Source organism: Spirillospora sp. NPDC047279 (assembly GCF_040643285.1).
Lineage (GTDB): Bacteria > Actinomycetota > Actinomycetes > Streptosporangiales > Streptosporangiaceae > Spirillospora.
Genome location: NZ_JBEYUA010000010.1, coordinates 353174 through 375262 on the forward strand (window position 1 = coordinate 353174; position 22089 = coordinate 375262).

General features: G+C 71.8%; 25 protein-coding genes. 18 read left to right on the plus strand and 7 right to left on the minus strand.

The annotated features are described in order from the left end of the window. The first annotated feature begins 70 nt into the window (after positions 1-70). From ABZ810_RS26880 to ABZ810_RS26930, 11 genes are all read left to right on the plus strand, one after another. A complete protein-coding gene (locus tag ABZ810_RS26880; RefSeq protein ID WP_358407760.1) occupies positions 71-1066 on the plus strand; it encodes a hypothetical protein in 996 nt (331 codons plus the stop codon). Between the two features lie 19 nt (positions 1067-1085). After that, positions 1086-1220 (plus strand): hypothetical protein, encoded by a 135-nt coding sequence (locus tag ABZ810_RS26885; RefSeq protein ID WP_358407762.1) that lies wholly within the window; start codon positions 1086-1088, stop codon positions 1218-1220. Continuing rightward, positions 1210-2472, plus strand: a complete 1263-nt coding sequence (locus ABZ810_RS26890) for an oxygenase MpaB family protein (RefSeq protein WP_358407764.1) — start codon at positions 1210-1212, stop codon at positions 2470-2472. Before ABZ810_RS26885 ends, ABZ810_RS26890 begins: the two co-directional genes overlap by 11 nt. 65 nt (positions 2473-2537) lie before the next feature. Then, a complete protein-coding gene (locus ABZ810_RS26895; protein ID WP_358407767.1) occupies positions 2538-3419 on the plus strand; it encodes an EamA family transporter in 882 nt (293 codons plus the stop codon). Between the two features lie 127 nt (positions 3420-3546). After that, a complete protein-coding gene (locus ABZ810_RS26900; protein ID WP_358407769.1) occupies positions 3547-3699 on the plus strand; it encodes a hypothetical protein in 153 nt (50 codons plus the stop codon). A gap of 105 nt (positions 3700-3804) precedes the next feature. Continuing rightward, positions 3805-4251 carry a hypothetical protein gene (locus tag ABZ810_RS26905; RefSeq protein WP_358407771.1) on the plus strand — a complete coding sequence of 149 codons (447 nt, stop codon included), beginning with the start codon at positions 3805-3807 and terminating at the stop codon, positions 4249-4251. After that, positions 4248-4667, plus strand: coding sequence for a hypothetical protein (locus ABZ810_RS26910; protein WP_358407772.1), 420 nt, complete (start codon positions 4248-4250; stop codon positions 4665-4667). The genes ABZ810_RS26905 and ABZ810_RS26910 overlap by 4 nt, the downstream gene beginning before the upstream one ends. A 15-nt stretch (positions 4668-4682) precedes the next feature. Then, the gene (locus ABZ810_RS26915) at positions 4683-5012 is read left to right on the plus strand and encodes a hypothetical protein (protein WP_358407773.1); all 330 of its coding nucleotides are present in this window, start codon (positions 4683-4685) and stop codon (positions 5010-5012) included. After that, entirely contained in the window at positions 5012-5506 is a 495-nt protein-coding gene (locus ABZ810_RS26920; protein ID WP_358407776.1) for a hypothetical protein, read from the plus strand. The genes ABZ810_RS26915 and ABZ810_RS26920 overlap by 1 nt, the downstream gene beginning before the upstream one ends. Further along, entirely contained in the window at positions 5499-6059 is a 561-nt protein-coding gene (locus tag ABZ810_RS26925) for an EndoU domain-containing protein (protein ID WP_358407779.1), read from the plus strand. The genes ABZ810_RS26920 and ABZ810_RS26925 overlap by 8 nt, the downstream gene beginning before the upstream one ends. A gap of 16 nt (positions 6060-6075) precedes the next feature. After that, the gene (locus tag ABZ810_RS26930; RefSeq protein WP_358407780.1) at positions 6076-6480 is read left to right on the plus strand and encodes a hypothetical protein; all 405 of its coding nucleotides are present in this window, start codon (positions 6076-6078) and stop codon (positions 6478-6480) included. A 72-nt stretch (positions 6481-6552) separates the two neighbouring features. On the opposite strand, the gene ABZ810_RS26935 is transcribed toward ABZ810_RS26930, so the two are convergent. Together ABZ810_RS26935 and ABZ810_RS26940 are read right to left on the minus strand one after the other, a co-directional pair. Next, positions 6553-7413 carry an oxidoreductase gene (locus tag ABZ810_RS26935; RefSeq protein ID WP_358407782.1) on the minus strand — a complete coding sequence of 287 codons (861 nt, stop codon included), beginning with the start codon at positions 7411-7413 and terminating at the stop codon, positions 6553-6555. A gap of 77 nt (positions 7414-7490) precedes the next feature. After that, on the minus strand, positions 7491-8372 hold the full coding sequence (locus ABZ810_RS26940) for a LysR family transcriptional regulator (RefSeq protein WP_358407785.1): 882 nt from the start codon (positions 8370-8372) through the stop codon (positions 7491-7493). Between the two features lie 100 nt (positions 8373-8472). Between ABZ810_RS26940 and ABZ810_RS26945 the strand changes: the two genes are divergently transcribed. Then, positions 8473-9207 carry an SDR family oxidoreductase gene (locus tag ABZ810_RS26945; protein ID WP_358407787.1) on the plus strand — a complete coding sequence of 245 codons (735 nt, stop codon included), beginning with the start codon at positions 8473-8475 and terminating at the stop codon, positions 9205-9207. A 52-nt stretch (positions 9208-9259) separates the two neighbouring features. Here the strand turns inward: ABZ810_RS26945 and ABZ810_RS26950 are convergent, their stop codons facing one another. Then, positions 9260-10489 carry a sensor histidine kinase gene (locus ABZ810_RS26950; protein WP_358407788.1) on the minus strand — a complete coding sequence of 410 codons (1230 nt, stop codon included), beginning with the start codon at positions 10487-10489 and terminating at the stop codon, positions 9260-9262. Between the two features lie 129 nt (positions 10490-10618). Between ABZ810_RS26950 and ABZ810_RS26955 the strand changes: the two genes are divergently transcribed. Next, entirely contained in the window at positions 10619-12172 is a 1554-nt protein-coding gene (locus tag ABZ810_RS26955; RefSeq protein WP_358407790.1) for a hypothetical protein, read from the plus strand. A 185-nt stretch (positions 12173-12357) separates the two neighbouring features. Here ABZ810_RS26955 and ABZ810_RS26960 read toward each other — a convergent pair whose 3' ends face one another. After that, positions 12358-12579 (minus strand): hypothetical protein, encoded by a 222-nt coding sequence (locus ABZ810_RS26960; protein ID WP_358407791.1) that lies wholly within the window; start codon positions 12577-12579, stop codon positions 12358-12360. A 383-nt stretch (positions 12580-12962) separates the two neighbouring features. On the opposite strand from ABZ810_RS26960, the gene ABZ810_RS26965 reads away from it, so the two are divergent. The 3 genes from ABZ810_RS26965 (at position 12963) to ABZ810_RS26975 (ending at position 15933) form a co-directional block, all read left to right on the plus strand. Continuing rightward, positions 12963-14021 carry a hypothetical protein gene (locus ABZ810_RS26965; protein ID WP_358407792.1) on the plus strand — a complete coding sequence of 353 codons (1059 nt, stop codon included), beginning with the start codon at positions 12963-12965 and terminating at the stop codon, positions 14019-14021. A 164-nt stretch (positions 14022-14185) separates the two neighbouring features. After that, positions 14186-15172 (plus strand): chaplin family protein, encoded by a 987-nt coding sequence (locus tag ABZ810_RS26970; RefSeq protein WP_358407794.1) that lies wholly within the window; start codon positions 14186-14188, stop codon positions 15170-15172. Positions 15173-15354: 182 nt separating this feature from the next. After that, a complete protein-coding gene (locus tag ABZ810_RS26975; RefSeq protein ID WP_358407796.1) occupies positions 15355-15933 on the plus strand; it encodes a class E sortase in 579 nt (192 codons plus the stop codon). 17 nt (positions 15934-15950) lie between these two features. On the opposite strand, the gene ABZ810_RS26980 is transcribed toward ABZ810_RS26975, so the two are convergent. Further along, positions 15951-16673 (minus strand): hypothetical protein, encoded by a 723-nt coding sequence (locus tag ABZ810_RS26980; protein ID WP_358407799.1) that lies wholly within the window; start codon positions 16671-16673, stop codon positions 15951-15953. A gap of 1039 nt (positions 16674-17712) precedes the next feature. On the opposite strand from ABZ810_RS26980, the gene ABZ810_RS26985 reads away from it, so the two are divergent. Next, positions 17713-18105 (plus strand): hypothetical protein, encoded by a 393-nt coding sequence (locus ABZ810_RS26985; protein ID WP_358407800.1) that lies wholly within the window; start codon positions 17713-17715, stop codon positions 18103-18105. A gap of 119 nt (positions 18106-18224) precedes the next feature. Continuing rightward, a complete protein-coding gene (locus ABZ810_RS26990; protein WP_358407802.1) occupies positions 18225-19103 on the plus strand; it encodes a PRC and DUF2382 domain-containing protein in 879 nt (292 codons plus the stop codon). A 432-nt stretch (positions 19104-19535) separates the two neighbouring features. On the opposite strand, the gene ABZ810_RS26995 is transcribed toward ABZ810_RS26990, so the two are convergent. Together ABZ810_RS26995 and ABZ810_RS27000 are read right to left on the minus strand one after the other, a co-directional pair. Beyond that, positions 19536-20759, minus strand: coding sequence for an NAD(P)-binding domain-containing protein (locus ABZ810_RS26995; protein ID WP_358407805.1), 1224 nt, complete (start codon positions 20757-20759; stop codon positions 19536-19538). A gap of 93 nt (positions 20760-20852) precedes the next feature. Continuing rightward, positions 20853-22049, minus strand: coding sequence for an ATP-grasp domain-containing protein (locus ABZ810_RS27000; protein WP_358407808.1), 1197 nt, complete (start codon positions 22047-22049; stop codon positions 20853-20855). Positions 22050-22089: the final 40 nt, after the last annotated feature.

Below are 22089 nucleotides of genomic sequence, written 5' to 3' on the forward strand. Positions count from 1 at the left end.
GCCGCCGCCCGCGGTCCGTGGCCCGTCCCCGCGACCGGCCACGGATCGCGGACGGCCGGAAGGCCTCGCCATGTCGCTGCAGTTCCAGGCCATCGCCGTCTTGTCGACCGCCACCTATTTCGCCGGGCAGGTCTACTTCAAGCTCGCCACCGCGGAGATGCCCGCGCTGGCCGGGAACCGGCCGTGGCAGCTGGCGCGCACGTTGCTGGGCAACCGCACCTGGATCGCCGGAGCCGGGGTCCTGGCGGTCGGGGCCGGCGTCCAGACCGTCGCGCTGACCGGCCTCTCGCCGCTCCAGGCCCAGCCGATGTTCCTGGCCGGCCTGGCGATGTTGCTCGTCCTGGCCATCCCGGTCATGGGCGAACGGCTCACCCCGCGCGAATGGGGATGCGTCATGCTCCTGGCGGTCGCGGCCGTCCTCTTCGCGGAATCCGACATCAACGTCTTCGGCACCGGAACCGCCGAAGCCGCACGACCCGCCGGCGGCACGGCGGAACTCACCTCGGCCACCTCCACCGCGCCCATGGCCGAGGTGGGCTCCGCCGTGCCGGCGGCACTGATCGTCGCCGTCGCGCTGCCGTCGCTCCTGGTCCCGTTCGCGGCGTTCCTGGCGTCCGACCTGTCGCGCAAGGGCACCCACGCCAAGCCGCTGACCGGCGTCGCGCTGGCCGTGAACGTCGGCCTGCTCACCGGCACCGCCGAGCTCATGCTGGACGGCGCGGCCGGTCTCCTCGACGACCCGCGCGCGCTGCTCGCCGCCCCCTACCTCTACATCTTCGCGATCACCACGCCGCTGGCGCTCGGCCAGCTCCAGATCGCGTTGCAGCGCAGCCGCCTGGTCATCATCGGGCTGGTCGCCACCGCCACCGCCAAGACGTACCTCTTCCTGCTGGCCACCCTTCTGTACCGGCAGCCCTGGCCGGACGAGCACCGCGCGCACATCATGGCGGCGCTGGTGTTGTCGGTCCTGGCGATCGCCGCCGTGCCGCACCACGAGGCCCCCGCCCTCCGCCGCCCGCGCGCTCTCACCGACGCGCCGACCGGCACCGGTGCCCATGAGCGCTGAGCCCTCCACGCACTGTCGGGTGAGCCTGGCCTACGTCGACCGGCTCGGGCACTCCGCCGCGACGGGCTACACGGCCACGCGGCGACCCGACTTCATGGCCCTGCACGCCCGGCAACTGCGGTACGACCACCTTGGAGACGAGCATGCCCCGTGACGAACGCCTGTCCCACCCCGACTGGATGACCAAGCCGCCGTGGGACCTCACGTTGCGGCTCTTCGCGCCCGGCGACATCCGGGCGACGCCGTCGCAGCTGGCGGCCTTCCGCTCGTTCGCCCACGCGGGCGACCCGCTCGCCGCCGGGGTGGCCGAGATGATCGCCCGGATGCCCGGCCAGAGCGGGCGCCGGCTGTTCGAGCGTGCCCTGCAAGGAGGGATCGACTCGCTCGACGACCCGCCGCGGGAACTGCTGGACCTGTTCACCGAAGTGGATGCCGTGCCGTACTGGGTGGACCTCGACCTGCTCGATCGCGGCGCCCGGGTCGTCAGCCGCACGGGCCTGTTCGGGCTCACCATGGTCATGCCGTGCGCGTCCCTCTACGGCGGCTATCTGGCGTCGCGCGCGAACAAGACCCTGGTGCGCACCGGTGACCTGAGCACCATGGCGCCGCGCCGGCTGGCGGAGACCGCGAGTTGGTGGGTGGACGTCACCTCGCCGGGCGGCATGGGCCGTTCCGGCGCCGGTTTCAAGAACACCCTGCGCGTCCGCATCATGCACGCCCAGGTCAGGGCGGCGATGAACGAGCGCGACGACTGGGACCACGACGCCTGGGACGCGCCGATCAACCAGATCCAGCTCACCGGGACCCTGCTGCTCTTCTCCCTGGTCATGTTGCTGGCCTCGCGCGGCCTCGGGCTGAGGTTCACGGCCGCGGACCGGGCCGCGGTCCTGCACCTGTGGCGGTACGTGGGCCACCTGTTGGGCGTGCACCCCGACCTGCTGCCCGCCACCGAGGCCGACGCCTGGCGGTTGTTGTGGCTGGAGGCGAGGACCGAGTACCTGCCGGACGAGGACTCGCGGCGGCTGGCCGACTCCCTGATGAACGCCGCCGCCCCGCTGCTTCTGCCGCCGTGGCTGAAGCACTCGGCGCTGGCCCGCCGCGTTCTCACCAACTACCTCATGTCCTATAGCCGGTTGATCCTGGGCAAGCGCAACGCCGACTACCTCGGCGCCCCCGACAGCAGGCCCTACCAGGCCGCGGTCGCCGCGGTCTCCGCCGCCGTCTTCGTCCTGGAGAGCGCCCGTTCCGTGATCCCCGGCGCCACCCGCCTCAGCGAACGCCTCGGCCACCGCCAGCGCACCGCCCTCGTCGCCCGCATGATCCGCGAACAACACGGCGACGTCACCCACGGCCGCCACGACGCCCTCCACCCCTCGTCCCGCGCCGCCGACTCCCGCCCCCTCTGACATTCGTGTCCGACGTTTAACTCCTGTCGAGCGGTAACACTCGTGCCCATGGAAAAGGTACGGCCGTGACGGGAGAGGCGCTCGCGCTCACCGCCGCCGCGGCGTTCGGGATCACCCACTTCGTGGCCGGGCTGCTGGCCCGCCGCGTGCCCGGCGTCACCGTGGCGCTCTACACGCAGGTCGGCGGCACGGTGCTCGCGGTCCTGGCGGCTCTCGTCTTCACCTGGGGGTCGCCCAGGCCCGCCGACCTGGCGTGGGGTGCGCTGTCGGGCGCGGGGTCGGGCCTCGGTGTCGCCTTCCTGTACCGGGCGATGAGCCGCGGCCCGCTGTCGGTGGTGGTCCCGCTCAGCGACGTCGGCGCGGTCGCCCTGCCCGTCCTCCTGGCGCTCGCGGTGGTGGGTGACCGCCCGTCCCCGTACGGCATCGCCGGGATCGTCCTGGCGCTCCCCGCGATCTGGCTCGCCGCCTCGGGTCCGGCCGATTCGCCTGACGGCGACGCACGCGGGCGCGCACGCGCCGGGCGCACTTCACGTCTAGGACGGGGGTCGGGCGACGCGCTGCTCGCGGGAACAGGGTTCGCGTTGCAGTTCCTGGCGCTCAAACCGATCCCGCTCGACGCCGGGTTGTGGCCGATCACCGCCGGCCGCGCCGCGTCGGTCGCCGTCATCCTGCCCTGGGTGCTCGCCGCCTCCGGCGTGCCGATGCGCCTCCCCGTCCGGTCCGCGGTGCCCGCGCTGGCCGTCGGGACCCTGGGCAGCGCCGCGATCGCCCTGTTCTGGGTCGCCGCCCACCGCGAGCTGCTCGCCGTCGCCTCGGTGCTCGCCGCGCTGTACCCCGTCGTCCCGGTCGTGCTGGCACTGGTCGTCCTGCGCGAACGTGTCACCTCCCGCCAGGCCGCCGGACTTGCCGGCGCCGTGGCGGCCATCGCGCTGCTCACCGTTCCCTGACCGCCGAACCGCGCGACGCGCGAGAGTGGCGGACGGCATTCGCGCCGATGCCGTCCGCCGCGCGGTGCCTTCGCGTCAGATGGGCCAGAGGCGGAGCTTGCGGTAGCGGGGTTCCCAGGTCAGCCGGTTGAGCGCCCGCACCGGCGACGCCCCGTACGCGGTCGTGGTCCTCGACCTCAGCCCGGACGGCGACCAGGTGTCGGGGATCTACGCGGTCACCGACCCCGACAAGCTCGCGCACGTCGAGCCGGACACGACGGGCGACGACGGCCGGGACTGAGCGTTCATGGCAGGACCGGCCAGGCGAGATCGGAATGCCGGAATTTCGCCAGAGTGACCGGTAAGCTCCCGGGCTAAGGGTCTCTTGATCATCTGAGGAGATGCCATGGAGGACGCCCCCCGCCCGGACCTCGAACAGCAGTTGCGCGACGCGCGTGCGCGGCTGGAAGGGCTGCGGGAGGCCGCCCGCCGTGGATCCGCTGGAGCACCCGGCGGCGGTGACGCCGGGCGACCCGCTCAGGGCGTCGGGACGGCGGACGACGAACGTGTCCGGGCCGTCGCCTCCGGCGGACGCCTGACCGGGCTGGAGTTCGACGCCCGCGCACTGCGCAGGCCGCCCGAAGAGCTGGCCGCGCACATCGCCGAAGCCGCCAACCGCGCGCTCGACGATCTGCGATCCAAAGCGCCCTCCGCCGAGTCCGAGCCGGTGGTCGACCCCGCCGCGCTGACCGCGTCGCTGCGTGACGTCCAGGAGCAGGCGCTCCACCAGTCCGCCCTCATCAACCAGTCGCTGGCCGAGGCGATCACCCGGATCCAGGCGAGGATGCGGTGAGCCACGAACGGGCGAGCGACGACCTCGACGCCCTCCTCAGCCGCACGATCGCGTCGGTCGTGTCCGCCACCCCGTCCGGGCCGCGGGAAGAGGTGCCCACGCGGGCGGAGGGCCACGACCCGGAGGGGCTGGTCAGAGCCGTGGTCTCGACCGGCGGACGCGTCGAGACGGTCGAGTTCGGCCAGCGTGCCTGGCGGCTGGGATCCCAGGAGATCGCCGAACGGGCGAAAGCGGCGATCAACGCCGCGCTGGACGAGCTGGAGGCCGCCGGGACCGCCGCGGCGGCGGCCGGAAACGCCGCCGGCGGCGCCGACCTGCTGACGCAGATGCGCGACGCCCAGGACATGAGCCTGCGCCAGCTCCGTGACTACACCCAGTCGTTGCAAGCACTGATGAACAGCTTCGGGCGGGACTGACCGAGGGGAGCGTCCATGGGCATGCCGGGGTACGAGGTCGATCCGGAACTCATCCAGAACGCGGGCGAGGGCATCCGTTCCTCGGCGGAACAGCTGAGATCGGACTGGGAGGCGTTCCAGGGCGAGCTGGCCGGTTTCGGGCAGCCGTGGGGGACCGACGACATCGGCTCGCTGATCGGCGGCTGCTACCAGGCGGTCTTCGAGGTGGCCGTCGAGTGTTACCAGGAGAACATCCTCTCCATGACCGAACAGGCCGAGTCGGTCACCATGGTCGGCCAGAACTGGACCGCGGCCGAGCAGAGCAACGTCACCGAGGTCAACCGCGTCCGGGACGTGCTCGGCTGATGGGGCTCCAGCTACCCGGCGAGCTCCGTTCGTTCCTGTCGATGCTCGGCTTCAACTGGCCCGAGGCGGACGAGACGAAGTTGTTCGAGATGGGCAACGCCTGGCTCGGCTTCGCCTCCTCGCACGGCGGGCCGCTCGCCGACGCCGACGGTCACGCCCAGCGTGTGTTCCAGGGCAACAAGGGCCAGGACATCGACGCGTTCCGGAACGTCTGGACCAAGGAGGACTCGCCGAAGAGCAACCTCGAGGACCTCGGGACCGCCGCCACCATCATCGGCGCGGGGCTCATGGTCTGCGCGGGCATCGTGCTCGCGCTCAAGATCAACGTGATCGTGCAGCTGACGTTCCTCGCCATCGCGATCGCCCAGGCCATCGCCACCGCCGTCGTCACCTTCGGAGCGTCGCTGGCCGAGATCCCGATCTTCAAGGAGATCGTGCGGATCGCGATCGACCTGCTCATCGACATGGCCCTGAATGCGATCTTCAATGGCTAGCCTCGTCTACCGGATCGTCAAAATCCTCACGGTCACGCTGCTCGTCCGGCGGGGCGGCGGCGGTGGTGGTGCCGGCGCCGCGGGCGCCGGCCTCTTCGAGCCCGCCGTACGATGGATGAAGAAGAAGATCGCGAAGAGCGGGCGCCATCACCACGTCTTCCGCGGCGAGGTCAGGAAGGGGGGCGGCGGCAACTGGACCGCGGGCGGTTACCACCACCGCTTCATGGGCCAGGACTGGCCCGACCGGCGGATCGGCCCGGTCACCGCGACCGGCCCCAACGGGACGTACCGTGCCCGTGTCCAGATGCTCGGCCCGGGCAACCAGTGGGTCGACAAGCCGTACCCGAGCACGTTCTTCCCCGACAACTGGACGCCGCAGCAGGTCGACCGCTCGATCCGGGGCGCCTTCGACAACCGGGTGGACGTCCAGGGCTCGGCCGGGCCCGACGGGCTCGCCCGGCGCTGGAGGGGCGTGGGCGAGGACGGGATGCTCATCGAAGGTTCGTACAAGCGCAGCAGCAGGAACTGGGACTCGGCCTGGCCGGTCGTCTAGAGCAGGAGGCTTCAGGGTGTCGAGCAAGATCTCGTTCATGCGCGACCAGTGGGGCGGGCCGTCGTTCGAAGCGGTGGGCCATCACTACAACGCGCTCGGGTCGATGCTCACCAGCGACGTTCAGAACGACACCGTCTCCTGCCTCGACAACCTGGCCTGGCTGGAGGAAGTGCGTCAGGGCCAGGCCGAACGGCACGGCTGGCAGGGCAACTCCTGGCACGTCCTGGTGAGCAAGGACGGGATGCGCCTGGAGGACCTCTACTCCGACGACTGGCGGGAGACCTATCCGCTGGACGAGGCGCACGAGATCATCCTCGGCTACCTGCGCTTCCTCGCGCCCGGCGTCGACGGCGTCAACGCGGGACTGGCCCGCTGGGAGAAGGAGTACGGCCAGACCCACCCCTGCCGCAACCACCTCTGAACGGCCGGGTCACCGCGCGGACCGAGAACGGGGCGATCACCCTGGAACCCGCCTGACCGGAACGTTCGCCGCTCACCCTTTGAGCAGGGCGAAGTCCTCCGGGGTCAGCCGCAGATCGCGGGCCGCGACGTTCTCCTCCAGGTGGGCCGGCGAGCTCGTGCCCGGGATGAGGAGGATGTTGGGCGAGCGGGCCAGCAGCCAGGCGAGCGCCACCTGCGCCACCGTCGCGTCGTGCCGCGCCGCCACGGTCACCAGGTGCTCGGCCGTGAGGGGCTGGAACCCGCCGACCGGAAAGAAGGGCACGTAGGCGATGCCGGCCTCGGCGCATTCGTCGACGACCGGGTCGTCGTCGCGCTGCGAGACGTTGTAGAGGTTCTGGACGCAGACGATCGGGGCGATCCGCCGGGCCTCGGCGAACTCGGCGGCGCTCACGTTCGACACGCCCAGGTGCCGGATCAGGCCCTCCTCGCGCAAAGCGAGCAGCGTCTCCAGCGGCCCGGCGAGCGGCGTGGGGCTGCCGTCGACACCGCCCATCCGCAGGTTGACCACGTCCAGGCGGTCCACGCCGAGCGTGCGCAGGTTCGCCTCGATTCCGCGCCGCAGCCCGTCGGGCGTCAGCCCGCTCGCCTCGCCGGGCGGCAGGGCCACGTCGGACCCCTCGACCAGCGCCCCGACCTTGGTCACGATCACCAGATCGTCCGGGTAGGGGTGCAGCGCCTCACGGATCAGGTCGTTGGCCGCCACGCCGTCGTGGGCGTAGTAGTGGGAGGTGTCGATGTGGTCGACGCCGAGCTCCACCGCCCGCCGCAGCACGGCCAGGCCGGTCTCCCGGCCGGGACCGCCGCCCACCGGCCATCCGCTCAGCTTCATCGCGCCGTACCCGACCCTGGCGACCCTCAGGTCGCCGCCCAACGCCCACTGATCACCCGTCACGCGGCCATCGTAGGACGCCGCGAGCCCCAGGGGAGGCCCGAAGCCGTCCAAAAGGGACGCCGTCTGAGAGGGCGCGGCTAAGGGGACGCCGGCTCGAGGGACGCCGCCGCGAGGGCGGTCGCGGTCCGGACCAGGCCGGCGAGCGCCCGGGAACGGCTGTGCGGCGGCCACGCGATCACCGTGGTCACCTGTGGCGCGTCCAGGACCGGAACGGTGGCGAGGTCGCGGCGCAGATGGGTCCGGGCCGACTCCGGCAGGACCGCGGCGGCCCGGCCGAGCGCGATCAGCTGGAGGAGCTGCGCGTGGTCGCGGACCTCGGGACCCGGACCGTCCGGGTACGTGCCGTCGCGGCGCGGCCAGCGCGGCATCGGCAGGTCGGGCAGCGCGGTGACGTCGGCCATCCGCAGGTGGGCGCGGCCGGCGAGGGGGTGCCCGGCGGGCAGGATGAGGACCTGCCCCTCCGTGGTCAGGTCCTCGGTGTCGAACCCGGTGGTCGAGTCGTAGGGCCGGTGCAGCAACGCCACGTCGGCCCGCCCGTCGCGCAGCAGCCGTTCCTGCTGCCCGATCCCGCACAGGACCACGTCGACGGCGACCGCGCCGGGCTCGGCGGCGTACGCGTCGAGCAGCTCGGCCAGCAGCTCGCTGGACGCTCCGGCCTTGGTGACCAGGACCAGGCCGGGACTGTCGCCGTTCGCGGCGAGGGCGGCGCGGCGGGTCCGGCGGTCGGCGGCGTCGACCGCGTCGAGCGCCGCCCTGCCTTCGCGCAGCAGCACCGACCCGGCCTCGGTCAGCGTGACGGTACGGCTGGTGCGGTCCAGCAACGAGACGCCGAGCCGCCGTTCGAGCTGCTGGATCGCCCGTGACAACGGCGGCTGCGCCATGCCGAGCCGTTGCGCGGCCCGCCCGAAATGCAACTCCTCGGCGACAGCGACGAAATACCGCAGCTCCCGCGTCTCCATGCCGCCACGGTACCCGGATCTCGCATCGATACCTGCGGGGTATCGATGCCCACCCAGACGATGTTGGAGGCCCGGCCGGAGCGCGGGCACGATCGAAGACATGAACGACACGAGGATCGCGCTGGTCACCGGCGCCAACAAGGGAATCGGCTACGAGATCGCGGCGGGCCTCGGCGCTCTCGGCTGGAGCGTGGGGGTGGGTGCGCGCGACGCCGGGCGCAGGGAGTCCGCGGTGGAGAAACTCCGCGCCGCCGGTGCCGACGTCTTCGGGGTGCCGCTCGACGTGACCGACGACGCGAGCGTCGCCGAGGCCGCCGAACTGGTGGCGGAGCGCGCCGGCGGCCGTCTCGACGTCCTGGTCAACAACGCCGGGGTGACCGGTGGCATGCCGCAGGAGCCCACCAAGGTCGACCTGGAGACCGTGCGGACGGTCGTCGAGACCAACGTGATCGGCGTCATCCGCGTCACCAACATGATGGTGCCGCTGCTGCGCCGCTCGGCGTCGCCGCGGATCGTGAACATGTCCAGCGGCGTCGGCTCCCTCGCCCGGCAGTCCGCCTCCGACGACCCGAACGTCACGGGCCCGGTCGCGGTCGCGTACTCGCCGTCCAAGACGTTCCTCAACGCCGTCACCGTCCAGTACGCCAAGGAACTGCGCGACACCGGCATCCTGATCAACGCCGCCTGCCCCGGCTACGTCGCGACCGACCTCAACGGCTTCCGCGGCGTCCGTACGCCCGAGCAGGGCGCGGCCATCGCGATCCACCTCGCGACGCTGCCCGACGACGGCCCGTCCGGCGGGTACTTCGAGGACGCCGGCGTCATCCCCTGGTGACGGTCCTTGAGACGGCGCCGACGGCGCCGGTGCCGGTGGGAGACCCGCCCGCTCAGGAGGTCTGGGCGGGCAGCTCCACCGTCACGGTCGTCCCGCCGCGCGCGCCGCTCCCGTCCACGGTCGCCGTGCCGTCCAGCCGCGCCGCCCGGCGGTGCAGGGCCACGAGCCCGAAGTGCTCGCCGGACCCGGCGTCCGGCTCCGCGGCCGTGCCGGGCGCGAACCCGCCGCCGTCGTCGGCCACCGTGAGCCGCACCACCGCGTCCTCGTAGGCGAGCCGCACGCTCACCGACCCGGCGGCCGCGTGCTTGCGCACGTTCGTCAGCGCCTCCTGCGCCGCGCGCAGCAGGACGACGTCGACGTCCGGCGCGAGGGTCCGCGGCGTGCCCTCGACCTCGTACGAGGCGGCGATCCCGGTCTCCGCGCCGAACGTGGTGGTGAGGCGGTCGATCGCCGCGGCGACCGGTTCCGTGGCGAGTGCCACCGGCGGCCGGGCCGCGATCAGCGCCCGCGCCTCGGCGAGGTTCTCGCGCGCCACCCGGATCGAGGGCTGGAAGACCGCTTCGCGCAGCGGGTCCCCGGGGTCGAGCCGCCGTTCCGCCGCCTGCAGCAACATCAGGATGCCCAGGAATCCCTGGGCGAGCGTGTCGTGAATCTCGGCGGCGAGCCGGTCACGCTCGGCGGCGACCCCGGCGGCGTGCGACAGCCGCGCCACCTCGGCCCGGCTGGCCTCCAGCCGTGCGATCAGGTCGGCGCGCTCGCGGCTCTGCACGATGATCCGCTCGATCCAGAAGCCGATGAACAGCGCGAACGTGGTGGTGAGCGCGCCGGTGGCGACCAGCCCGGCCACGTCGGGGGAATCACGCTGATCGAGGATCACCGCGAGCAGCGGGACGAGGTTGACCGCCACCACGGCCACGACGGCCCGCCGCAGCGGCAGCAGCTGGAAGCAGTGCGGCACGAACGCGAACGCCGCGAACCACGAGCCGTTCACCAGGAACGAGGCGGTGCCGTACAACGCCAGCATCAGGGTGATGTAGACGTACCCCCGGAGCGTCCCCTCGGCCTCGGTGCGGATCGGCTCGCGCGCGACGAGGAAGTAGAGGGGCAGGATCGCCGCCAGCAGCCCGGCGGCCCACCACCGGGCGGCACCGGCCGGCGCGGCGACCACGACCAGCACGATCGTCGCGGCGATCACGACGGTCGTGTACAGGTCCCAGACGATCTGCAGCCGTTCCCACGCGTGCCGCGAATCCTGCGGGGAGTTCTGCCGGGGGGACGTCACCCGGCCAGTATGTCCCGAAAGGTCCAGGCGCTTCCTTCCACGTGCCCCGCTCCCGGCCCGCGTGTCCCTGCGAAATCGGCCTTCTGAGCTGGGAAAATCGCGTGCCGGTCGGCACCCGGAGGTGGGGCCATGCGGGACGAGGACAACCAGCACCGAGTCGCGGTCTACAGCTATGTGGTCCACGGGGACCTGCCGCCGGCGGCCCTGGCGGAGCTGGAGCGTGCTCACGCCCTGAGGGGGCGGCTCGCGGAGATCGAGCTGGAACACGGCCAACGGTTGCGAGAACTGTGGCGGACTCCCCCCGGCGCCGCCGAACGTGAGGCGTGCCCGTCGTCCAAGAAGGCCTTCGCCGCCGCTGCCGAGGAGCGGCAGCGCCTGATCGAGGCCACCTACTGGGAGGCCGTCGAGGGCGGCCTGTACTGGGCGACGTATGCCGAGGTGATGCGACAGCACAAGGCCGCGGTGGCGGACGCTCGGCGGGGCGGGAACACCCTGCCGCCGGCGCCTCCGCGATGGCACGGGGAGGGCTGGCTGGCGGTCGAGTTGCAGCGCGCGGCCGGCGACCCCCCGCGTTCACCCTCCCTGCTGGCCAGCGGCATGGGGCCGTGGGCGAACGTGATGCAGCTCGCGCCGTGGACCGCGCCGGAGGAAGGGCCGGCCGCGGCCGGGCGAGAGGACATGTCGCGCGGGGAACTCGTCTTCAGAATCGGGTCGCACGCATGCGTCGAAATGGTGCGGCTGCCGGTCACCGTGCACCGGCCGATCCCGCCCGAAGCCGACGTCGCGATGATCCGCGTGAGCCGCCGCCGGGCCGGCCCCGAATTCCAGGTGGCCGTGCACGTTTATGTGAACCTGCCGCTCGAAGAGCGCCGGAACGGCGAGGGCACGATCGCCGCGGTCCATTTCGACCGGCGCGTGCCCGAAGACGGCCCCGTCCGGGTGGCCCTCGTCGCCGGGGCAGGGCCCGTACCCGACCCTTTGCGGGAGATCGTCCGCCGGCGCGGCCAGGCGTACGAGGTGTGCGTTCCCGCCTCTTGGCGGGAGCTGAGCCGGCGGGTCGCCGCACAGCGCGCACGACGCGGCCACGACCTCGGGCGATGGAAGCGGCAGGTGGCGGATCTGCTGCGCCCGTGGTCCGCCGCCGCCGAGGTGCGGCAGGCGCTCACCGCGCTGGAGGAACTGGCCGATCCGTCGCGGGTCGAGGAGTTCGTGGCGGACGGCCTGGCGTCCCTGCTGACCGAGGTCGCCGGTCTCGACCAGCTGGTGCGGGCCTGGTCGCGTCAGGATCGGCGGCTCCGGGACCGGGAACGGCGGGAGGAGGACCGGCTGCGGGCCCGTCGCCGTGACACATGGTGCGAGGTGGCCGCCTGGATCGCCGGAGAACCCGCCGGGACGATCGTGGTCGAGGACTGGGAGGACCGGCACGACCGGGTTCCGGTGGAGCCGGCGGAGCCGGAGCGGCTGTTCTCCGCCATCGAGGACGAGGCCCGGCGGCGGGGCGTCCCCGTGATCCGTTCACGTTCGGACGGCACCCACATCGACTGCGGCACGCCCTTGGCCGAGCCCGCGCACGCGGGCGGGTCGCTGGTGTGGTGCGACACCTGCCAGGTGACGGTCGAGCGGGAGGCCAACGCCCTCAGGCAGCTCGTCCAGAGGCGGGACGTCGGCCCGGCACAGGCATGACGCGCGCGGGCATGACGTGCGCAGGCATGACGTGCACGGGCATGACGCGCACGGGCATGACGTGCACGGGCATGACGTGCGCAGGCGGGTGCGGACATGCACAGGGCCGCGGCGCCGGTCCGGCGCCGCGGCCCTGAATGTCGGACATCGTTCCCAAGGTCAGGGAAAGGTCCGCGGGGCGAGAATTAGTCGACGGCGGAGCCGTTGACGCAGTCGCCCTGCTCGTGGGTGACGCCCAGGATGTTGTGGATCGCGGCGCCGATGCCGGCGACGTCGATGCCACGGCAGGTCTGGACGCCGATGATCTGGACGTTCTGCGGGTCGTCGTCGGCGTGCACCGGGGTCGCGGCGAAGGCCATGAAGGCGGCGGAGCCGACGAGGCCGGAAACGGCGAGCTTCTTGAGCATGAGAGTCTCCATTCACGGTGAGAGCAGTCGTACACACGCGGCAAGCCGAAACTTTCCGCGTGCAGTTGATCGCATCCCACCCTTCACCCGAAAACAAGCACGGCAAACCGACTTTCATCGCCTGTTGATCTGTCCTGACAAACGCTTTCCGTGACCGTGAAGTAGCGAGCCCGATTTGATGGCTTTCGGGTGTTTGCCGTTTGCGCGGAGAGAGTTGCCGTGGTGATTTTCGGTTTTCACCTCAGGACAATGCGAACGTCAAGACTCGCCAATCTCATGATGATCGCGTCGAGGTCGCTCCGGGCCGGGTGCTAGCGTCCGTTGCCATTCGTCCGAGTCCGGCCTCCGTATACGGGGATCGAACGAACTCAGGGAGTTGCGCAGTGCGGTCGAAGGAGTCGACGTTCCACGGAGCCTTGCAGCTCCGGGATCGGCTCCTGCCTGCGCTCGTTCTCCCCGCCGCGCGCGTCGCGGTGATGGGTCTGCTCGCGGCCGCCGCCTGGTTCCTGGTGGCGCTGCTGTCGGCGTCGACGTCGCACGCCGCGACCGGGGACGCGGACTCCTGCGCTGAGGCCGGGGTCTCGAAGACCACCGTGAAGAGCCTCGCCGGCTGCACTGCCGGCACCGAGGCCCGGCAGCGGGTCCTGCGAGACGCCGCTCAACTCTTCGCCGGCCACAGCAGGGCGAACGACCGCCGGCCGGCGGCGAAGGCCCTCGACGCGGCGGCACGGACGCGGCTCGAACTGCTGCCCGTCCGGTCCGAGAACGGCCGGGGGCGCACTCGCGGCCCGTCCGTCACCGAGGCGGCCGAGAGCACGGCCGTCGGCAGGACACTGCTGGCGACCGCCCGCGGGGTTCACCGCTCGACCGGCTCCGCCCTGGACGACCTGCGGACGCGGGCGTCGCGGACGGTCCCGCTCCCCGTGACCACGCCGATCGGCCGCGTCATCGCGCTGCCGGAGAAGCCCGCGGAGAGCCTGGCACAGATCCCGCAGGGACTGCTGGACGCCACCGCCGCTCCGGCGGGCTTCGCCTCTCAGTTGCCGGCGGCCCTGTCGGGAGTCTCCGGCGTCACCGCGCCGGACGCGGCACAGGCCGAGGACGACAGGCCCGGCCACGGCTCCTCGGCTCAGGCCGGGCAGCCCCAGGCGCCGGCTTCGGCGGCGCCCTCCGGGCACCGCCACGTCGCGGCCCCGGAAGCCGTGGTCGGCGGCGGTTCGATCGCCGTCTCCGGCGAGCCCGGCCCGGCGCCCCTGTCCATCTCGGGCGGCCACTACCCCGGCGCGGTCTCCCCGTCGTCGGCGGGCCACGGCGCCGCCATGGCGGGCCTGCCGCTGTCGCTGCTCGTCGAGCCCGCCCGCACGGGCGACGTCTCGCCCGTCAGTGACACGGACGCGGTGGCCGCCTCCGTGCAGGACGTGCCGGTCCCGGCCCCCGAATAGGCCGCACCTTCTCCACCTCATCCCGGCCTCGCCGCGCCTGAAAGTGCGCGGGAACGGCCACACCTGACCTTCCTTTCCCTGCGCAGTGGCATTCCAGCCATTGCCCGTCTGGGCGCCATCTGTCGCGCGCCCCAGCATCCAACCAAAACAAGGGAGCATCACCAATGCGAAACTGGGCCAAGAACACTGCTCGCGCCGCCCTGGTTGCGGCTGGTATCGCCGCCGTCGGCACGACCATGGCCGGTGCGCCGGCGCAGGCCGACACCACCGACGGCAAGTTCAGCGTCCTGGGCGGCAACCAGGTCAACGCGCCGGTCTCGGTGCCGCTCAACCTCAGCGGCAACTCCGCCTCGCTGTTCGGGACCGCCAAGTCCAAGGCGCACACCGGCGCGCACGTCACCAACGTCAACCAGGACGGCGGCTCGATGCTGACGTCCGGCAAGTACTCGCTGGCCGGCGGCAACCAGCTGCGCGCCCCGATCAGCGTTCCGGTGAACTTCTGCGGCAACTCCATCGCCGTCGCCGGCGTCACCAAGGCGGCCTGCAAGGGCGCGGCGACCGTCACCAACCACGACGCGGGCTCGGGCATGATGACGTCCGGCAAGTTCAGCATCCTGGGCGGCAACCAGGGCAACGTGCCGATCAGCGTCCCGGCCAACCTGTGCGGCAACGCCGCCGCGGCGTTCGGCGTCTCCAAGGCCTACTGCGAGGGCGGCGCGCACGTCCTCAACGAGGGCACCGGCTCGGGGATGATGACGTCCGGCAAGTTCAGCATCCTGGGCGGCAACCAGGCCAACGTCCCGGTCAGCGCGCCGATCAACGCCTGCGGCAACGCCGCGTCCGCCTTCGGCATCAGCAAGGCGAAGTGCCAGGCCACCGCGACGGTCTCCAACATCGGCCACAGCGTGCTGCCGTCGACCCAGCGCACGGCCGACAAGCCGCAGTCGCTGCCGTCGACCCAGCGGATCGCCGCTCCGTCCGCGGCCGGCAAGGACGTCCCGCTCCCGCCCGCGCGGCAGGCGGTGACCGACCTGGTCCGCAGCATCGGCCTGCCCGTCCCGACGGAGCAGGACGCCGACACCTTCAAGCCGGGCCTGGAGATGCTCCAGGGCCTGCCCGTCGCGGTGGCCGGCAACCCGGTCCTGCGCTGAGCGCACCGATCCCGCGCTGAGCGCACCGATCCCGCGCTGAGCGCACGAGACGCGCCACGCCCCGGTCGCGCTGCAGAGCACCAGGGCGAGGCACCCGATCTCACGGAGAGGGGCGGCGGATCTCGGAACGCCGCCCCTTCCCGTGGACGACCGTACGGCTCACCGTTCGGAGTGACACCTCGATGATCCGCAAGATCTCCACACTCTCCATCAAGGCGATCCCGCTGCGCTCCTACGCGGCCGCGCTGCTCATGGTGATCGCCTTGAGCGCCTCGTACAACCCGTCGGCGGAGGCCGGCCCGCGTGGCATCCAGGGCGGACGTGAACACGCGCCGCCACCCATCGCCACGCTGGCCATTCCCAAGATCGGTCTGAACGAGCCGGTGTGGGAGGGCGTCGGCCGCTCCGACCTCGAGCGCGGCGTGGGGCACTTCCCCCGCACCGCGGCTCCCGGTCGGTGGGGCAACACGGTGCTGCTCGGACACCGCACGACAGGCCCGGCGCCCTTCCGGCGCCTCGGCCGGCTGTCCGCGGGCGACCCGCTCGATCTGCGGGCCGAAGGACGTTCGCTGCGCTACCGAGTGCGCAGCGTTCACATCATCACCCCGCGGCAGACCTCCGTCCTGGAACCGGTCCCCTTCAAACCGGGAGCGAGTCCGGACGGCAGGTACCTCTCCCTGATCACCTGCCACCCGAAGGGGTCGGACACGCACCGGCTCGTGGTCGTGGGAGAGATGGCCTCACCGCTGACCGGTCTGTGAGGCCGGATCGTCGACGATCAGCGTGTACCGCCCGTCGAGTGCCCGAGCGGCCGGGCGCCCGACGGGCGGGACACCTGGATGGACGCGATCTGGAAAGAGAACGACTCCCCGGGTGCGGGCTCCCGGTGCAGGCGCCCGTCGTCGACCGACAGGCTGGCCACCAGATGGGCCCGGAACCCCGGCCCCACCCCACGGTCTTCATGGTGAACGGCCGCGAGAGGCCGGGCAGGCCTTCCCGCGTACCAGGTCAGCCGCGAGGCTCCGATCCGCACCGCGATGTCGAGCCAGGCGCCCCGGTCGACGAGCGGTGACGTCCAGAACGTTCCGGTGCCCCTGACGTGGTTGACGAACTCCAGCGTGTCGGGCCTGTCGGCGTGCCACTCGAACAGGTCGATCTCGTTGCCCCCCTCCCGCCAGGTCCAGATGCCCGGCCAGGCGCCGGTCCCGACGTCGGGGAGGCGGACCCGGGCGCCGAGCACGTCGCCCGTACGGACCTCGAAGCCCGAACCCCCCGAGCCGCAGGAGTCACCGGTCGTCAGCAGGCCGGTCCGCCAGCCGCCATCGCCCTGTGGCCTCGCCGTGATGGTCATGACGCCGGATGACGTGGCCAGCGCCCGCGCCGACAGCCGGTCCAGCTTGTGGTCCCGGGGGTTGCTCACGCAGCCGGGGTACGCCCCGGTCTTCCAGCCCCACCGGCCCGGAGGGCCGAGGCCGGGCTCGCCGAACCTCTCCACCAGCACGCGGTGTCCGTTCCCCGGCAGCCGCAGAGGGGCGGGAGGGGCTCGATGGCCCGGAGCGCCTCCCGCGGCCTCTTCGCTTGCCGGAGCCTTTTCCGGGAACGGCTCCGGTGATCGCGTCATCGAGTGATCCTGCTGTCCGAGGCACGCCCCCACGCTGACGCACAGGGCGAACGCCAGCGCGGCACCCCCGACGCGTTTCGCTGTGGACGCCATTACCGGCATGCTTTCCTTTCGGCTTCGGACGCAAGAGCGAACCCATGACGATAACCGGCCGGTCGGCTAATGGCGATGGTGGCGCGCTTCGCTTGGGAATGTACAAAAGATCATTCCTTGCTGCGGATTGGCGGCCATCGGCGAGATTATCGAAAGGTGTCATCTGAATCCGTCGGACGGGGGCCGGGGCGGGGGCGGTCAAGTGGGCCGATAGGCGGCTTTGCCGCCGGTTGTCGGACTTGAATCCCGGCGTCTCGATCGGCGAGCCGCCCGTGCCGCCGTCCATCGGATTTGTGGCCCTCTTTGCCTGCCCCCCGGTGAGCGTCCCGCGAAAATGGGTACGAATGTAGTCGGTGAGAGTGATGTGCAATTTCTCGTCTGTCCCGCCGAGGGGCGGCGGGTGCTCACTGCCACGCTGATGGCACGAGGTGTCCGCCGCCCGCCGGTCCGCGGCGCGGACGGCGGGCCGAGATCTCGATTACTCACGATCATCACACATTCACGATGAGTTGCTGATAGCTTGCAGCGCGCGGCAACGGGGGCGCGGGGTCATCTGATTCGCCTCGCGCGGGACACGTCGTGCATGTGTCATCAGCGTGAGACGGCAACGGGGGCGTCGAGGACGTCCGTCCTTCATCTGTCGATGGGGCGGGCGTCCTCGGCATGTCCGCCCCCATGGCCGACCCTCGGCGGGGTCTCGCCGGACCCTGTGGACGAGATCAGGTATGCGGTACCTGTCTGTGATGACTGTTTACTCCTTGTAATCGAGGGCATCTGATAGCTGATTTCGGGCTGTGTTGTCCTTCGGGATAAAGGAGTGATGGTCATGTCCGATCGATTCCAGGTCGAGTACCGGCCGGCGGCGGACCTGCACGACCACTACAGGTCGATGGAATCCAAGATGTGGAGCCACGTCCTGCTGGTTCTGGTGATCCTCGGGGCGGTCGTGCTGGTCGCCGACCTGGCCGCCGGCTTCATCCCCGAACGCGGCACCATCTTCCTGCTCGCCGTGGTCATCCTGCTGATCATCGTCCTGATGCTCAACCAGACCTGGACCCGGCTCGACAAGATCTCTCACGATCAGGACAAGATGCTGGCCATGCTCATCGCCATGTCCGGCCCGGCGGCGGGTCAGGTCGCCGAAAGCCAGGAGGCGGACCAGCCCCAGGCCCCCGTTCCCCCGTCCCAGCCGCGCTCTCCGGGGCGGCCGCAGGGGTGAGGCGGTGCCGTCCGGTACCCCAAATCCACCTCAAATGTCGCTAACTCTCAGTATTCACCCGAGTCGTCTGGGTAGTGGCCTTGGTGAGCGATGAGGCGACCGGATGAGAGGGGACTCCCATGGCTGACATGGGCGGGCTCGAACAGCTACACGGGCAGACCGTCGTCGACGCCGACGGCAACAAGGTCGGCACGATCAAACAGGTCTGGGTCGACGACCGCACGGGAAACCCGGCCTGGGCGACGGTGCACACCGGGCTCTTCGGGCACAAGGAGAGCTTCGTGCCGCTCCAGGGCTCCCGGCCGCTGGCGGAGGACCAGCTCCAGGTCCCGGTGAGCAAGGACAACGTCAAGGACGCGCCCCGGGTGGAGCCCGAGGACGGCCACATCGACGAGCGCCAGCAGGAGGCCCTCTACCAGCACTACGGCCTCGCCGCGGACCCGCGGCAGCAGGACGTCCCGAACCGCCGGGAGGCGCAGGCGTCCTCGTCCGCCGACGTGCGGGCCCGCCCCGGCCAGGGCCGGTCCGACCGCGCCTCGGCGGACCGCGCCTCGGCGGACCGCGGCTCGCCCGACCAGCGGCCCATGGTGCGTTCCGAGGAGCGGCTCAAGGTCGGCAAGGAGCAGACGGAGACGGGCCACGTCCGCCTGCGCAAGGTGGTCGTCACCGAGCAGCAGCAGGTCAGCGTCCCGGTCTCGCACGAGGAGGTCCGCGTGGTCCGCGAGCCGGTCAGCGCCGCGGACCGCGACCGGACGACCGGGCGGATCGGTGAGGAGGAGCGGGAGGTGACCCTGCACGCCGAACGCGCCGTCGTCGACACCGAGGTCGTTCCGGTGGAGCAGGTCCGCCTGGAGACCGAGGTCGTGACCGAGCAGGAGCAGGTCGGCGGCAAGGTCCGCAAGGAGCGCATCGAGGTCGACGACAGCGGTCAGAACGTCACCGCGAAGGGCGACCGGTCGTCGCGTCGGAAGGACCGTCCGCGGCCGAGCGCCGGCTGACGTCTCGGTCCGCCGGCACGCGCGTGCCGGCCACGGGGCGGCCGGGCCCACAACGGTGCCCGGCCGCCCGGTCCGGCCCCCACCACCCACCTGGCGGGGTACCGCAGCCGGCGACTGGAGCCTCCCCTCCCAGGCTCCTGCCGCCGAACCGTCGGCCCACACGGGAACTTCAGTGGTCGCCTTCCGGGGTAGCGGCCCGCGGAAGCACGCGGCGCTTCTCCGCTATGAAGAGGCGGTCCGATGCCCGTCCGGCGGTTACCTAGTCTGGTCGGCCAAGGGCCGCCGCCGCATCGGTGGACCTCCCTATAGAGGTACCTATCTCTTCGCGACAGCCGCCCCTGTACCCGCGTGGGTAGGGGGCGCGCAGGCCCCGTACGTGCGTGAGCGCACGGCCGGGGCTCGTACCCGGGCCGTGCGCTCACGCACGGCGGATCAGACCTTTTCCGCCACGCGCAGGTCGGGAGAGCTCACGACGCGGTGGGCGGCCAGGTGGTGGGCGATACGGCGGGCCGCGAAAGAGCTTCCGTGGACGAAGCGCATCACCGGCCCGAAGCTCGCCGCCGCCGTGAGGCCGGCGAAGTACAGGCCGGGCAGCGAGCTCTCGAAGTGGCGTGACAACGCGGGCGAACGGTGCCGCAGCCGCAGGCTCTGCCGCAGTTCCCGGTCCAGCATGGTGATCTTGTCGAGGTCGGGAACGTAGCCGGTGGCGGCGATCAGGTGGTCGGTCTGGCGGAGTTGCACGACACCGTTGGCGTCGATCGTGCACACCTGGAGGCGGTCGCCGGACGGCTTGGCCTCGACGACGCGTTCACCCAGGCAAATGGTGGCGGGCACGTCGATCCGGTCCCTCAGCCACCACGAACCGGCCGGGCCCATGGTGGTGCGGACGATGCGCTGCCGCGTGCGGTTGGGCAGAACGCGGGTGCTCGACGGGTGCTCGGACCACATCCAGGTGCGCCAGCCGCGTCCCAGGCCCGACTGCGGGCCGCGCAGCAACGTGCTCGTCCAGTGCGGGTCGACGTGAGGGACGGAGTTCCACGCCAGATGCGGAGTCCGGGCGAGAACGGTCGGGCGCGCACCGGCCTCGGCCAGCAGGGCCGCGGTCTCCAGCGCGGACTGGCCGGCCCCGACGACCGTGACGTCACGGTCGGCGAAACGGGTGAGGTCGCGGTGTTCGACGCTGTGCGTGACCAGGTCGGCGGGCAGGTCGGCCAGCAGGTCGGGCACGTGGGCGAACTGGCGGACGCCGATGGTGACGACGACCGTCCTGGCGTGCACCTCCTCGCCGGTGCTCAGGGTCACGACGTAGCCGGGTCGCGCCGCGCGGACGTGCTCGACGAGGACGGGCTCGGCCTGGACCACCAGGCGCTCGGCGAACCACCGGCCGTAGGAGACGAACTCCTCCAGGGGGATGGGACGGCCCATCGGCCAGCCCGGGTGACGGTCGGTGAAGGCGCCGCCCGGTGCGGGGGCGCTGAGGTTGGAGGCGAAGGGCTCGGACTTCAGCAACATGCCCTCGGGCATGTTGTTCTGCCAGAAGTCCATCGGCGTTCCGATGATGCGCACGCTGAGCCCGTGGCCCTGGGCGTGCGCCGCGACGGACAGGCCGTACGGTCCCGCCCCGACGACCAGCGTGTCGATGATCGATTCGTGCACGGTGTTCCTTTCCTGAGATGCGGTGGACCTTCGGTCGCCTTCGGAACGGTGATCAGCCGTAGGTGACACCGCGGCAGGTCCCGGCGGCGGGTGTCAGCGGCGTCCTCGGCGCCCGCTTCCGGTCAGGGCGTTCCTGGCACGAACGCCCTTCCCGAGTGCTTTGGCCAGGGTGTGCCGTCCCATGGACAGGAAGGGCCGAGGATCGTCGGCGGCCCACCACGCCAGTTCGGCGGGCCGGCGGGCCCTGAGCGGGTGCGCGAGGGACGTGACCGTGTGCTGCAGGTACTGGTTCTCCACGATCAGCGTCCGGCCGGGGGCGGGCTGCGGCCGGGGGACGTGCTGCCCGGACTGGTGCAGGTGCAGCGCCCGGACGAGGTCGAGGTGCTGGCGGTCGTGGAAGATGCGGAACTGCGCCCCGAGGCGCGGGTTGAAGTCCAGGAGCTGGTAGGTGCCGGACTCGTTGTCGAAGCGGAAGTCCAGGTCGACCAGGCCGGTGTAGCCGAGGCTCCGGACGATGCGGTGCGCCACCTGCTCGAGCTGGGGGTTGAGGACCCATTCGCCGGCCACGGTGTGGCCGGCGTGGACGGGCCGCGCGACGTGCTTGCGGCCCGTGCCGCCGAACAGGCACGTCGAGGACGCGTCGAAGTAGCCCTGGAAGAACCAGTCGCCGCCCTCGGGCGAGATGCGGCGTTGCAGGATCAGGGGGCCCGCCGCCTGGGTGAGCGGTTCGCGGGAGCCGGTCAGCAACTCCTCGAGCTGCTGCCGGGTGGTCACCATCGTGGTGCTGCGCCGGCCGGCCGGGAGCCGCCAGGGCCGGGCCCATTTGGCGATGAGGGGGAGCTCGAGCTCGGCGACGGCGTCGCCGACCTCGGTGTCGGTGGTGGGGGTCCGGCTCGCCGGGGTCGCGATGCCGTGCCGTTCGGCGCTCCGCATCAGGGACGCCTTGTCGGCGACCATGCGGGGGGTGTCGGGGGACTGGGCGGGGAAGACGAACGCGGACCTGAGCGCGGCGGCGTTCTCGGCGATGTAGATCGCGCCCGCGTCGTCGAGCGGGATCAGCAGGGCGGGCCGGCCGATCCTCGTGGCGACGTCCTCCAGATGCCCGGTCAGGGCGGTGCCCTGGTGGGGCAGCGGGCCCCAGTCGTGGCGGCGGTGCAGGTACCTGGACCGGCCCGCCGGTACGGCGTCCCGCTCGAGGATCGCGTGGACCTCGACGCCCGCCCGCCCCAGGGACCGGACGGCGGCCAGGGTCCCGTGGTGCAGGGGGTAGCGGTTGGTGCGCAGCAACAAGACAGGGAGCCGACTGTCCAGTTCCGGCTCGATAAATTGT